This is a genomic window from Amycolatopsis sp. NPDC028719 (genome assembly GCF_055565395.1).
Genome location: NZ_JBVHUL010000013.1, coordinates 252,262 through 265,612, shown reverse-complemented (window position 1 = coordinate 265,612; position 13,351 = coordinate 252,262). Strand labels below are relative to the sequence as shown.

The following is a 13,351-nucleotide window of genomic DNA, read 5'->3' as shown; positions in this document are numbered from 1 at the left end:
ACAGTAGCGGTCACTCCAGGACGAGCAGAAGATCTCCGCCCTCGACCTGCTGGACGTTCGTGATCGCCAGCCGGCCGACCTTGCCCCCGGCGGACGCGGTGATCGATGCCTCCATCTTCATGGCCTCGATCGTCGCGACCGTGGCCCCGGCCTCGACCGTGTCGCCCTCAGCCACCTGCAGCGTGACGACGCCGGCGAACGGGGCCGCGACCTGCTTCGGGTTGCCCTTCTCCGCCTTCTCGGTCGCCGGGATGTCCGACGCGATCGACCGGTCGCGGATCTGGATCGGCCGCAGCTGGCCGTTGAGCGTCGACATCACCGTGCGCACGCCGCGTTCGTCGGCCTCGCCGATCGCCTCCAGCTCGATGAGCAGCCGCACGCCCGGCTCGAGGTCGACCTGGTACTCCTCCCCCGGCCGCAGCCCGTAGAAGAAGTCCTTGCTCGGCAGCACGGACGTGTCGCCGTACGCCTCGCGGTGCGTCTCGAACTCCTTGGTGGGCGCCGGGAACAGCAGCCGGTTGAGCGTCCGGCGGGGGTTCTCGGAAAGCGCCGTCCGGTCCTCTTCGGACAGTTCAGCGACCGGCTTCGCCGCCGCGCGGCCCTCGAGGGCCTTCGTGCGGAACGGCTCCGGCCAGCCGCCCGGCGGGTCGCCGAGCTCGCCGCGCAGGAAGCCGATCACCGAGTCGGGGATGTCGAACTTGTTCGGCTCCGCCTCGAAGTCGGCCGGGGAGACGCCCGCGCCGACCAGGTGCAGCGCGAGGTCGCCGACGACCTTCGACGACGGCGTCACCTTCACCAGGTGCCCGAGGATCTTGTCGGCCGCCGCGTACATCGCCTCGATGTCCTCGAAGCGGTCGCCCAGGCCCAGCGCGATGGCCTGCGTGCGCAGGTTCGACAGCTGCCCGCCGGGGATCTCGTGGTGGTAGACGCGCCCGGTCGGCGACGCCAGCCCGGCCTCGAACGGCGCGTAGATCTTGCGCACGCTCTCCCAGTACGGCTCCAGCTCGCCGACCGCGTCGAGGTCGAGCCCGGTGGTGCGGTCGGAGTGGTCGGTGGCCGCCACGATCGACGACAGCGACGGCTGCGACGTCGTGCCCGCCATCGACGACACCGCGCCGTCGACGGCGTCCGCGCCCGCGTTGATCGCCGCGAGGTAGGTGGCCAGCTGGCCGCCCGCGGTGTCGTGGGTGTGGATGTGCACCGGCAGGTCGAACTCCTTGCGCAGCGCGGTGACCAGCCGGGTCGCCGCGGGCGCGCGCAGCAGCCCGGCCATGTCCTTGATCGCCAGGACGTGCGCCCCGGCGCCGACGATCTGCTCGGCCAGCTTGAGGTAGTAGTCGAGCGTGTAGAGCTTCTCGCCCGGGTCCGACAGGTCCGAGGTGTAGCAGAGCGCCACCTCCGCGACGGCGGAGCCGGTCTCGCGCACGGCTTCGATGGCCGGGCGCATCTGCTCGACGTCGTTGAGGGCGTCGAAGATCCGGAAGATGTCGATGCCGGTCTTCGTCGCCTCCTGGACGAACGCGTGCGTCACCTCGGTCGGATAAGGCGTGTACCCGACGGTGTTGCGCCCGCGCAGCAGCATCTGGAGGCAGATGTTCGGCACGGCTTCGCGCAGCGCGGCCAGCCGCTCCCACGGGTCCTCGGCGAGGAACCGCAGCGCGACGTCGTAGGTCGCGCCGCCCCAGCACTCCAGCGACAGCAGCTGCGGCAGCGTGTTCGCGACGACCGGCGCGACCGCGAGGAGGTCCTTCGTGCGGACGCGGGTGGCGAGCAGCGACTGGTGCGCGTCGCGGAACGTCGTGTCCGTGACGCCGATGTGCGGCGACTTCCGCAGCCACTCCGCGAACCCGCCCGGGCCGAGCTCGACGAGCTTCTGCTTCGACCCCGGGGCCGGCTGGGCGTCCTTCGGGAGCTTCGGCAGCTTCAGCGTCGCGTCCGGGGTCTTCGGGCGCTCGCCGTTCGGCTTGTTGACCGTCTGGTCGGCGAGGTAGGTCAGCAGGCGCGTGCCGCGGTCGGCGGACTGCCGCGCGGTGAGCAGCTGCGGGCGCTCCTCGATGAACGACGTCGTGACGCGCCCGGCGCGGAAGTCCTCGTCGTCGAGAACCGCCTGCAGGAACGGGATGTTCGTCGCGACCCCGCGGATCCGGAACTCGGCGACGGCGCGGCGTGCGCGGCCGACGGCGGTCTTGAAGTCGCGCCCGCGGCAGGTGAGCTTCACCAGCAGCGAGTCGAAGTGGGCGCTGATCTCGGTGCCGGAGAAGGCGGTGCCGCCGTCGAGCCGGATGCCCGAGCCGCCCGGGGAGCGGTAGGCGGAGATCATCCCGGTGTCCGGGCGGAAGCCGTTGGCCGGGTCTTCGGTGGTGATGCGGCACTGCAGCGCGGCGCCGCGCAGGTAGATCTTGTCCTGGCTCAGGCCCAGGTCGTCCAGGGTCTCGCCGGAGGCGATCCGCAGCTGCGACTGCACGAGGTCGACATCGGTGACCTCCTCGGTGACCGTGTGCTCGACCTGGATGCGCGGGTTCATCTCGATGAAGACGTGGTTGCCCTGCTTGTCGAGCAGGAACTCGACGGTGCCGGCGTTGCGGTAACCGATCTGCTTCGCGAACTTGACCGCGTCCGCGCAGATGCGGTCGCGCAGCTCGGGGTCGAGGTTCGGCGCCGGGGCGAGCTCGACGACCTTCTGGTGGCGCCGCTGCACCGAGCAGTCGCGCTCGTAGAGGTGGATGATGTTGCCCGCGCCGTCGGCGAGGATCTGCACCTCGATGTGCCGCGGCTCGACGACGGCCTTCTCGAGGAAGACGGTCGGGTCACCGAAGGCGGACTCGGCCTCGCGGGCGGCGGCCTCGATGGACTCGCGCAGCTGGGCGGGGTCCTCGACGCGGCGCATCCCGCGCCCGCCACCGCCGGCGACGGCCTTCACGAAGACGGGGAAGCCCAGGTCGCCGGCCGCCGCGACCAGCGCGTCGACGTCACTGGACGGCTCGGACGACCCAAGCACCGGCACGCCGGCCTCCCGCGCGGCCTTGACCGCACGTGCCTTGTTGCCGGTGAGCTCGAGGATGTCGGCGCTCGGCCCGACGAAGGTGATGCCCGCTTCTTCGCACGCGCGCGCGAGATCGGGGTTCTCGGAGAGGAAGCCGTAGCCGGGGTAGACGGCGTCGGCCCCGGCCTTCTTCGCCGCGCTGACGATCTCGTCCACCGAGAGGTAGGCGCGCACGGGGTGACCGGGTTCGCCGATCTCGTACGCCTCGTCGGCCTTCAGCCGGTGCAGCGAGTTGCGGTCTTCGTGGGGGAACACGGCGACCGTGCCCGCGCCCAGTTCGAAGCCGGCGCGGAACGCGCGGATGGCGATCTCGCCGCGGTTGGCCACCAGCACCTTGCGGAACATGCCCGGTCCTTCCCGTATGGATCGGTAAGTCAACGCACGTTACCCGGTTCTTCCCGCTCTGCGGGAGTTCAGTACCAGGTGATGGACATCATGCGCCGCGGAAGATTGGCCGGGAGCGCGTCCGGGCAGCTTCTCAGGATCCCGGCGGCGCGTAAAGCAGCCGGTTGGCCGTGCCGTCGGGAACCCCGTTGAGCGCGTCCGGCGTCGCCGCCTGAACAAGCGCTTGGTCCACCTGGTCGGGCGCCGCTTCCGGGTGCTGGGCGCGGTACAGCGCCGCCACTCCCGCCGCGAACGCCGCCGCCATCGACGTACCCGACTCGGGGCCCGCGCCCGTGCCACCGGCGAGCGGAGTCGGGACCGCCACCCCCGGCGCGTACAGGTCGACGTCCTGGCCGAAGTTCGACTTCGGGTCGGGGTGGTCCTGGGCGTCGGTGGCTCCGACCGTCAGCGCCTCCGGCACCCGGCCCGGGGAGAACCCGCTCGCGTCCGCCGTCTCGCTGCCCGCCGGGACCGCGATCGGGACCACCGCCGCCAGCCGCTTCACCGCCGCGTCGAGCTGGTCGTTCGGGACGCCGCCGATGCCGAGGACGGCGACCGCCGGCTGCTGGGCGTTCTGCGCGACCCAGTCGATGCCCGCGATGATCTGGTCGGTGGCGCCGCCGCCGTCCTTGTCGAGCACCCGCACCGGCACGATCTGCGCGCCCTTGGCGACGCCGTAGTCCTTGCCCGCGGCGATCCCGGCGAGGCGCGTGCCGTGACCGTTGGTGTCGGACGTGTCGGAGCCGCCGTTCAGGAAGTCCCGCCCGGGTGCGACGCGGCCCTGGAAGTCCGGGTGCTTCGCGTCGACGCCGCTGTCGATCACGTAGATCGTGACACCGGAAGCGTCGCTCCCGTAGTGGTAGGCGTGGTCGAGCCCGGCGCGCTGGTCGATCCGGTCGAGCCCCCAGCTGGGCGGATCCGGCTGCACCCCACCGGCGGCGACGGCCGGCGTCTGTCCGGCGAACACGATGGCCACGGCGGCGAGCAGGATCCTCATGATCGTCGTCGTACCCCGGCGGAGGCGGGGCGACAACTCAGGACTGTCGCCCGTTCGGCTGATTCCGGAGCCGGACACCCCAGACGACGGTGAGCACCAAGAGCCCCGCGAGTCCCACGCTCGCGGTGATTTCGCCGGCGAGGATCACCGAAGTGTTGTCCCGGAGGGTCGAATACGTCGGGCCCAGCACCCCCGCAAGCCCCGCAGTCCCGGCGCCCAGCACGGCACACGCGACCGCCGGCGGGCGCAGAGCCGCCACGGCGACCACCAGCAGGAGGACCAGGAGCGGGCCGAGCGTGAAGTAGGCCGTGGCACGGCCGGCTTCGCTCGGGTCAAGATGGTCCAGATCGTTGAGCTGAGTGATCCAACCCTCCGTGACCACTCCGGCGAGCGCTACCGCCACCCAGGGCTGCCAGCCCCGCACGCGGCCGGCGCCGAACGCGAGACCCGGGCTGCGGCGCAGCGCCGCGAGCGCGAGCAGGGCCGCGACCACCACCGCGGCGTGGGCGATCAGCTCGAAGACGTAGCCCGCGTTCAGTTCGGTGTCCGAGGAGCTCGCACCGAGGGTGATCCCTTCGCCGACGAACCGCAGCAGTCCGAAGAGCGCGGCGAAGCCGGTGCCCAGCAGGACGGCCGGACCGGTCCGCCGCCTCGTCCGCGGTGCCATGGCGAGGACCCCGCCCAGCAGCGCGCAGCCCGCGACCACGATGGCGTAGAACGGCATGCCGGGCCGGTATTGGCCGAGGGTGTACTCGTCGTAGCGGTAGTTCAGGCCGAGCCCGATCACCGCGAACATCGCCCCGGCGATCGCGAGGATCCCGGCGGTGCCGGCGACGGGATCCGCCTGCTCGGCCGGGCTGACGAGTTGCCGCGCTTCGGCTTCCGCTTCCGCGACGACGGGTTCAGGTGCGGAGCCGGAATCGGCCGCCACCACGGGTTCGGAGGCACGGTCCCCTGCGGCGGCAGCTGGGTCAGACGCACCCAATGTGGCCTTCGGTGCGTCTGACGCACCCAATGTGGCCTTCGGTGCGTCTGACGCACCCAATGCCACATTGGGGCGCTCCGGCGGCTCGGGTTCCGGCCCGGTCTCGGGTTCCGCCATGGTCTCCGGTGCCGCCTCGGCTACCGGCTCCGGCTCGACCACGGGCTCGGGTTCCGGCGCCGGGACCGCCTCGATCTCCACCGCCACCACGGCCTCCCCGGTCGGCCCGGTCACCACGACCTTCCCCTGCCGCACGCCCGGCTCCCCGGCCGTCACCGACAGTTCGGCACCCGAAGCCGTCGGCGTGACCGCGATCCACGCGTGCGACGCCTCGAACCGCACCTCCCGCGCCACCGGTGGGCCCGACACCCGCAGCGCAGCCGAAGCACTCGAACCCGACGCCGCCGACAACCGCACCGACGGCACGTCCACCCGCACCACCGCGAACCCGAGCGCGTCCGAAGCCGCCGCCGCGACGTGCTGGATGTCCGTCGCCGCCATGGACTTCAGCGCCTCGAACGCTCCCATCGCCACCGCGAGGTTGTCGCTCGCCAACCGGCGGCGCAGCTCCGCCACCGCGCCCAGCCGCGTGAACGGGTTCTCCGCCGTGATCGCGCCCGCGAGGTCGGCCGGGATCGGGGACGGCTTGATCCGGCGGCGCCTGCTCTTCGCCAGGTACAGCTCGCCCTGCATCTCGATGTCGCGGCTCGGTGTCTGCTTCGGGTTGCGCTCGCGGACGCGGTCGAACAGGTACTCGTACAGCTCCCCCAGCGCGATCCAGCCGTCCTCGTCGCGGTCCGCCTCGCCCGTGCGCAGCCCCTCCACCAGCGCCGCCGTGAACACCGACGGCTGCGCGGGCTGTCCCTCGGCCAGCCGGGCGCCCTCGAAGGCGTACTCGATCGAGTTCGACGCCGTGATGACCGCGCGGCCGCGACCGCCGCGGAAACTGTCGAGCACGTTCGCGTCGCCCGACGCGCGCACCGCCACGCCCTGCCCGAACGCCCCGCCGTAGCAGCAGTCCAGCAGCAGGACGACGCTGCGCGAGCGGCTCTGCCGGAGGCACTGCTGCACGAACTGCGCGGGCACCGCCGTGGACCGGAGCCGGTCGGGCCGGGTGTTGCGCGCGGCGAAGTACAGCCCGCCCGAGTCGTCCTTCAGGCCGTGGCAGGAAAAGTGCATCAGGAGGACGTCGTCGGGCCGGCCCTCGGCGCAGAGGTCCTCGATCTCCGCCTGCACGACGTGCGCGGTCTCGTTGCGGACCACCCGCACCTCGAAGTCGCTGATCGCCCGGTCGGACAGCACCTCCACGAGGGCGTCCGCGTCCGCCGCGGGCGAGCCCAGCCGCTGCAGCCCCGCGTTGTCGTACTCGCCGTTGGCGACGATCAGCGCTCGCCTTCGCCCGGCCATACCGGTAGGAAACGCCCCTCGGCCCCGGCACGGCAACGGCCGAACGGGCAGACCTAACCGGCGGCGTCCCGGAAAATCGTTTCCTGCCCTTTCAGGCAGACGACGGCGTCGAAGGCCGCGGCCACGTCGACCGGCACAGAAGTGTGCGCGTGCCGGATGCTCGACGCGGCCGGCCGCGCGACGACGCACGGCGCGTCTTCGGCCAGTGCCGCCTCGGCGCTGCCCTCCGCGGGCGCGTCCAGGGCCTGCTCGAACATCCGGAACCCGAGCCGGCCGTCCGGGTCGGGCGCGAGGCCGGTCGTCGTCCCCGAGACGGCGGTCAGCGCGAGCGCGAAGTACTTTTCGCCCAGCTCCGCGGCCAGGTGGGTCCCCGCCGACGGCGCCGTCATCCCGGGCATCGGCGAGAACGGCACGCGCTGGAGGTGTCCGTTGTGGAGCATCAGGACGATCTTCTCGCCCGGGTGGAGCCGGCGCAGCAGCCGCACGGTCGCCGCCATGTACGTGTCCCGCGACGAACTCTGCGGTTCGGGCGCGCGGCCCGCCATCAACGCGGCCAGCTCCCGCAGGTAGAGGTCGATCCGCAGCGCGCCCTCGGCGTGGTGCGCGGCGACTTCGCCGTAAACGTGCGCCAGTGATTCCACGTGTCCTCGGAGGACGGTCAACGCGGTCGTCGCCGCGTCCTGCGCTTCGGCACTCATCGCCCCGTGGAGACCCGGTGCGACCGCACTGCTGACCGACGCATAAGGCTCACAAGCCGCCAACGCGTTGTCCACAAGGGACACATTGGCCGGGTCCACGCGCAGGACGTGCTCACGGACCGCCCGCAGGGAAGGCGCCGGCGACCCCGCCGAACTCGGCAGGTCCAACCCGGCGAACCGGACACCGCGGCCGCGCAGCCACGTCAGCATCGAGTGCACTTCGGCCGAATCGCCGAGGCCGAAGGTGAAGCCGTCCCGCGCGATGTCGGCGACGTCACCCGGGCCGCCGGACAGCCAGGTGTCGACCAGGTGCCCTTCGGGAAACCCACCTTCGAAGCCGAGGACGGTGAACCCGCGTTCGGAGACCAGGTGCCGGAGGAGGCGGTCGCGCAGCACCCCGAACTCGCGGATGTGATGGTTGTTCTCGCCGATGGCGACGACCTCGGCGTCGCCGATCAGGTCGGCGATCTCGGTGATGGCGACGGTTCCTGGCATACTGGGCACACTAACGCAACAGGAGTAGCAGTTGGCAACCGAGATTTCCGGCACGCGGCGGCCGGGCGGACGCACCGAGCGGACCCGCCTCGCCGCGTTGAACGCCACCCTCGAGCTGCTCGGCGAACGCGGCTACGCCGAGCTGACGGTCGAGGCGGTCGCCGAACGCTCCGGCGTGCACAAGACGACGCTGTACCGCCGGTGGGAGTCCGCCGAAGGCCTGGTCGCGGCGGCCCTGCTGCTGGGGACCGAGCAGGAGTGGACGGCCCCGGACACCGGTTCCCTGGAAGGCGACCTGCGCGGCATCAACCTCGAGCTGGTGCACTACTTCACCTCGCCGGGCGAACGCGAGCTCCCGACGGCGTCGATCTCGGCGGCCTTCCTCTCCTCTCGCGCGGCGGACGCGCTGCAGGAGTTCTACGTGGACCGGCACGCCCGCTCGGCAGTGGTGGTCGACCGGGCCGTCGAACGCGGCGAAGTCCCGCCGGGCACGGACACCGTCGAAGTCGTGCGGGTGGCGTGCGGGCCGATCTTCTACCGCCTGTTCGTTTCCCGCGAAGGCGTGACGCCGCGGGACGCCGATCTCGCCGCGAAAGCCGCCGCGGCCGCCGCGAAAGCGGGAGTGTTCACCGCAAACGCAGACGGAAGCGCCGCTCCTCCAGCGTGACGCGCCCCTCGTCGATCGTCTCGGTCTGGGTGGCACCGTCGTCCACCCACCCCTGCCGGACGTAGAAGGCCTTCGCGCGCTCGTTCGTCGACAGCACCCACAGGACGGCGCTGTCCCCGGACATCTCTTCGACGACCCGGTCGTGCAGCGCCCGGCCGAGGCCCCGCCCCCAGTACCCGGGCAGCAGGTACAGCGCGTAGAGCCGAGCGTCTCCGTACGCGGCGAACCCGGCGATGACGCCGTCCTCCTCGGCGACCAGCACCGGGCCCCCGTCGCCGATGCGCCGGGCCCACGACGCGGCGCGCGACTCCGCCGAGAGCCGGGCGAGGAAGTCCGCCGGGATCAACCCCGCGTACGCCGCCTGCCACGACCGCACGTGGACCTCGCCGATCGCGGTCGCGTCGGCCACCGTGGCGGCGCGGATGGTCAACTCTTCTCCAGGTACTCCGCACGGTCGACGTCGACGACGTCGGCGACCATCTGCGCCAGGCCGGAGTACTTCGTCAGATCCGGGTCCTTCTCCACGATCTCCTGCGCGCTCGCCCGCGACGCGGCGATCACGTCCTCGTCCCGCAGCAGCGACAGCAGCTTGAGCCCGGACCGCTTCCCGGACTGCGCGGCGCCGAGGATGTCGCCCTCGCGGCGCAGCTCCAGGTCGAGGCGCGACAGCTCGAAGCCGTCGGTCGTCGACTCGACCGCCGCCAGCCGCTCGCGCGTCGCGGTGCCGTCGAGGGCCTCGGTGACCAGCAGGCAGACGCCCGGGTTGCTCCCCCGGCCGACGCGGCCGCGCAGCTGGTGCAGCTGGCTGACGCCGAACCGGTCGGCGTCCATGATCACCATCGCGGTCGCGTTCGGGACGTTGACGCCGACCTCGATCACCGTGGTGGCCACGAGGACGTCGAGCTGCGCCGCGGAGAACGCGCGCATCACGGCGTCCTTCTCGTCGGCCGGCATCCGGCCGTGCAGCACGCCGATCTTCAGCCCCTGCAACGCGCCGTGCTCCAGGTCGGGCGCGACGTCGAGGACCGCGAGCGGCGGCCGCTTGTCGCTCTTGTCCGACGGCGGCTCGTCGCCGATCCGCGGGCACACGACGTAGGCCTGGTGGCCCTTGCCGACCTCTTCGCGGACCCGTTGCCAGATCCGGTCGAACCAGGCCGGCTTTTCGGCGACCGGCACGACCGTGGTGGAGATCGGCGAGCGCCCGACCGGCATCTCGCGCAGCGCGGACACCTCGAGGTCGCCGTACACGGTCATCGCGACCGTGCGCGGGATCGGCGTCGCGGTCATGACGAGGACGTGCGGGCTCGTGTCGCCGGCGCCGCGGGTGCGCAGCGCGTCCCGCTGCTCGACACCGAACCGGTGCTGCTCGTCGACGACGGCGAGGCCGAGGTCGGCGAACTCGACGTGGTCCTGGATCAGCGCGTGCGTGCCGACGACGATGCCCGCTTCGCCGCTGACGATCTCCAGCAGCGCCTTCTTGCGCTCCTTCGCGCCCATCGACCCGGTGAGCAGCGTGACGCGGGTGGCGTTCTCCGCCGCCCCCAGCTCACCCGCCTGGCCGAGGTCGCCGAGCATCTCCCGCAGCGAGCGCGCGTGCTGCGCGGCGAGGACCTCGGTCGGCGCGAGCATGGCGGCCTGCCGCCCGTTGTCGACGACCTGCAGCATCGCCCGCAGCGCGACGATCGTCTTGCCCGAGCCGACCTCGCCCTGCAGCAGCCGGTTCATCGGGTGCTCGGAGGCGAGGTCGGTGGCGATCTCCTCGCCGATCCCCCGCTGGCCCGCGGTCAGGTCGAACGGCAGCCGCTTGTCGAAGGCGTCCATCAGACCGCCGCTGACGTGCGGGTTCGCCTTCGCCGGCCGCGAGATGGCCGAGTGGCGCCGCTGCGCGAAGATCAGCTGGACGGCCATGGCCTCGTCCCACTTGAGGCGTTTCTTCGACGCCTCCAGGTGCGCCCAGTTGTCCGGGCGGTGGATGCCGTGCAGCGCGGTGTCGAGGTCGGAGAGGCGATGCAGCCGCCGCAGCTCCGCCGGCATCGGGTCGTCGTCGACTTCGAGGACGTCGAGCACCTGGCGCACGCACTTCGCGATCGACCACGTCGGCATGCCCTGCGCCGCCGGGTACACCGGGATGATCGCGGCGAGGAAGTCGTCCATCGCCTCGGCCTCGCGGTCGGCCTCGAACAGCTCGTACTCGGGGTTGGTCAGCTGCAGGGTGTCGCGGAAGGCGGACACCTTGCCGGCGAACAGGCCGGTCTTGCCCGGGACGAGGTCCTTCTCGCGCCAGGCCTGGTTGAAGAAGGCACAGGTGAGCCGGCGCTTCCCGTCGGTGATCACCATGTCGAGGATGGTCCCGTTGCGGGACTTCATCCGCCGCTTGCTCACCTTTTCGACGCGCGCCAGCACGGTGGCGTGCTCGCCGAGCTCGAGGCCCGCGATGTCGGTGAGCTCGCCGCGCTCGGCGTAGCGGCGCGGGTAGTGGCGCAGCAGGTCGCTGACCGTCTCGATGTCCAACGCCGTGGCGAGCGCCTTCGCCGTCTTGGCGCCCAGCAGCAGCGGCAGCTTGTCGCGCAGTCCGGCCATCGGCTATTCGACTCCCATCAGCAGCACGGCCTCCGCCTGGCCACTGGCGTAGCTGGTCAGCTCCACCTCCGGGTGCTCCAGCCGCACCTGCTCGGCGAGCTCCTCGGCGACGCCGGGCGGGGCGGCGACCCCGCTCAGCACCGTCACCAGCTCACCGCCGAGCGCCAGCATCCGGTTCAGCACCTTCATCGCGGCCGCCACCAGGTTCGTCTCCGACGCCGGTGCCGGCTCGATCAGCACCACCTCGTCGTCGACCAGGCCGACCACGTCGCCGGACTGGGCCCGGCCCACCCAGGTTAGCGACTCCTCGCGCGCGATCCGCAGTTCGCCACGCCTGGTCGCGGCGGCCGCCTCGGCCATCGCGACGACGTCGTCGTTCGTGCGGCGCCCGGCGTCGTGCACGGCGAGGGCGGCCAAGACCTGCACCGGCGAGACGCACGGGATGACCACGACGTCCCGGTCGGCGGCCATCGCGTGCCCGGCCGCGGCGTCGACGGCCGCGGTGAGCGCGACGCTGCCCGGCAGCACGGTCACGTGCCGCCCGGCGGCTTCGTTGAGCAGGCTGATCACGTCCTGGACGCTCGGGGTTCCGCCCTCGGGCACGGCCAGCACCGGGATGCTCTCGGCACGCAGCAGCTCGGCCAGCTCGCCGCCGTGCACGACGGCGACGACCGTGCGGTCGATCCCGCCGCCCGGCTCGATCGGCGTGGGTGTGAGCAGCGGCTCGACGCGGATCTTGCGCGGGCGGCCGAGCGCGAGCCCGGCCTCGATGGCGGCGCCGATGTCGGCGCAGTGGACGTGCACGGCGTGGCTGCCCGAGCCGTCGCCGGCCACGGTGACGCTGTCGCCGAGGCCGCTCAGCTCCTTGCGCAGGGTCGGCAGGCTCTGCTCGTCGACGCCGTCGAGCAGGTACATGACCTCCCAAGCGAAGGCCTGCTCTTCGGCGGTGGGGACTTCCAGGGCGTGCTCCCGCTCGAGCGCGGTGCCGGTGAGCACGCCGACCAGGGCGTCGAGCACGGCGACCAGCCCGCGGGCGCCGGCGTCGACGACCCCGGCCTTGGCCAGCGCGGGCAGCTGCAGGGGCGTCTTCTCGAGGGCGTGCGCGGCTTCCTTCGCGGCCTCCTGGGCGACCTCGGCCAGGGAGCGGGTGTCGTCGCGCACGGCGAGGGCGACGGCGTGCAGGACGGTGAGGATGGTCCCGGCGACCGGGCGGCTGACGGCGCCGGTGGCGACCTCGTCGGCGTGCCCGAGTGCCCTGGCCAGCCACCCGCCGTCGAGGTCGCCTTCGGCACGGTCGGCCAGCCCGCGCACGACCTGCGAGAGGATCACCCCGGAGTTGCCCTTGGCCGAAGCGACGGCGCCGCGCGCGAGGATCTTCAGCGCTTCGGCGGCGTCCTTCGGTTGCGCGGCTTCGAGTTCCTTCGCCGCGCCGGTCATCGTGAAGAGCATGTTGGAGCCGGTGTCGGAGTCCGCGACGGGGTAGACGTTGATCTCGTCGATGGCCGGGCGCAGGCTCGCCAGGCTGTGCACACAGCCCGTCGCCCAGGCCGACACCATCGCCGTGTCCAGCACCCGCACCCGTAACCTCCTGACCGGTCCGGGGCAGCGTATCGACCCGGTGCGGGACCTCGCGAAGCCAGTAGTTACTATGGTCGAGTTGCCCAGTGCATCTGGGCTCGGTTTTATGTCTCAGCTATGACCCAGATCCAAAGGAGTTCGACGTGGCTGCCGTGTGCGACGTCTGTGGCAAGGGACCCGGCTTCGGCAAGTCGGTCTCGCACTCCCACCGCCGTACCAACCGCCGGTGGAACCCGAACATCCAGACCGTGCACGCCAAGGTGGGTGTGTCCCAGCGCAAGCGCCTGAACGTGTGCACCTCGTGCATCAAGGCGGGCAAGGTCGTTCGCGGCTGAGGCGAGAAGAGTTCGAAATGGCGGGTGCTCCTCGGAGCACCCGCCATTTTTTCGCGCCCACCCCGGCTCCCGCTGTGGTCAGGTCGCCGGCGCCCCAATGTGGCGTTGGTTGCGTCAGACGCACCCAATGTGGCGGGGGGTGGGTTCCCCCCACCCAACCCCCCAGTGGGGTGCTTTGGGGTCTC

The 13,351-nt window shown here is 72.0% G+C and carries 9 protein-coding genes; 2 read left to right on the top strand and 7 right to left on the bottom strand.

What is annotated here, in order from left to right:
• Positions 1-10 precede the first annotated feature (10 nt).
• The 4 genes from ACZ4TR_RS42995 to ACZ4TR_RS42980 all read right to left on the bottom strand — a co-directional run bounded on the left by ACZ4TR_RS42995 (position 11) and on the right by ACZ4TR_RS42980 (position 8,006).
• The gene (locus tag ACZ4TR_RS42995) at positions 11-3,388 is read right to left on the bottom strand and encodes a pyruvate carboxylase (RefSeq protein WP_465294057.1); all 3,378 of its coding nucleotides are present in this window, start codon (positions 3,386-3,388) and stop codon (positions 11-13) included.
• 133 nt (positions 3,389-3,521) lie between these two features.
• The gene (locus ACZ4TR_RS42990; protein ID WP_465294055.1) at positions 3,522-4,424 is read right to left on the bottom strand and encodes a S8 family peptidase; all 903 of its coding nucleotides are present in this window, start codon (positions 4,422-4,424) and stop codon (positions 3,522-3,524) included.
• A 37-nt stretch (positions 4,425-4,461) separates the two neighbouring features.
• Positions 4,462-6,813, bottom strand: a complete 2,352-nt coding sequence (locus tag ACZ4TR_RS42985; protein WP_465294053.1) for a caspase family protein — start codon at positions 6,811-6,813, stop codon at positions 4,462-4,464.
• A gap of 53 nt (positions 6,814-6,866) precedes the next feature.
• Entirely contained in the window at positions 6,867-8,006 is a 1,140-nt protein-coding gene (locus ACZ4TR_RS42980; protein WP_465294051.1) for an erythromycin esterase family protein, read from the bottom strand.
• 31 nt (positions 8,007-8,037) lie between these two features.
• Between ACZ4TR_RS42980 and ACZ4TR_RS42975 the strand changes: the two genes are divergently transcribed.
• Complete coding sequence (locus ACZ4TR_RS42975) at positions 8,038-8,673, top strand: TetR/AcrR family transcriptional regulator (RefSeq protein ID WP_465294049.1); 636 nt, start codon at positions 8,038-8,040, stop codon at positions 8,671-8,673.
• Here the strand turns inward: ACZ4TR_RS42975 and ACZ4TR_RS42970 are convergent.
• The 3 genes from ACZ4TR_RS42970 to ACZ4TR_RS42960 are packed head-to-tail and all read right to left on the bottom strand — an operon-like array spanning position 8,633 to position 12,831.
• The gene (locus ACZ4TR_RS42970; protein WP_465294047.1) at positions 8,633-9,103 is read right to left on the bottom strand and encodes a GNAT family N-acetyltransferase; all 471 of its coding nucleotides are present in this window, start codon (positions 9,101-9,103) and stop codon (positions 8,633-8,635) included. The genes ACZ4TR_RS42975 and ACZ4TR_RS42970 overlap by 41 nt on opposite strands.
• Positions 9,100-11,253, bottom strand: coding sequence for an ATP-dependent DNA helicase RecG (recG, locus tag ACZ4TR_RS42965; RefSeq protein WP_465294045.1), 2,154 nt, complete (start codon positions 11,251-11,253; stop codon positions 9,100-9,102). Before recG ends, ACZ4TR_RS42970 begins: the two co-directional genes overlap by 4 nt.
• A 3-nt stretch (positions 11,254-11,256) precedes the next feature.
• On the bottom strand, positions 11,257-12,831 hold the full coding sequence (locus tag ACZ4TR_RS42960; protein ID WP_465294043.1) for a DAK2 domain-containing protein: 1,575 nt from the start codon (positions 12,829-12,831) through the stop codon (positions 11,257-11,259).
• A 143-nt stretch (positions 12,832-12,974) separates the two neighbouring features.
• Here ACZ4TR_RS42960 and rpmB point away from each other — a divergent pair, with 143 nt between their 5' ends.
• Complete coding sequence (rpmB, locus tag ACZ4TR_RS42955) at positions 12,975-13,166, top strand: 50S ribosomal protein L28 (RefSeq protein WP_003091970.1); 192 nt, start codon at positions 12,975-12,977, stop codon at positions 13,164-13,166.
• Positions 13,167-13,351 lie beyond the last annotated feature (185 nt).

Bases quoted from the DNA above. Each gene is read 5' to 3' on its own strand.
- ACZ4TR_RS42985 (WP_465294053.1), bottom strand. From the start codon at position 6,813: ATGGCCGGGCGAAGGCGAGCGCTGATCGTCGCCAACGGCGAGTACGAC.
- ACZ4TR_RS42995 (WP_465294057.1), bottom strand. From the start codon at position 3,388: ATGTTCCGCAAGGTGCTGGTGGCCAACCGCGGCGAGATCGCCATCCGC.
- ACZ4TR_RS42980 (WP_465294051.1), bottom strand. From the start codon at position 8,006: ATGCCAGGAACCGTCGCCATCACCGAGATCGCCGACCTGATCGGCGAC.
- ACZ4TR_RS42990 (WP_465294055.1), bottom strand. From the start codon at position 4,424: ATGAGGATCCTGCTCGCCGCCGTGGCCATCGTGTTCGCCGGACAGACG.
- recG (WP_465294045.1), bottom strand. From the start codon at position 11,253: ATGGCCGGACTGCGCGACAAGCTGCCGCTGCTGCTGGGCGCCAAGACG.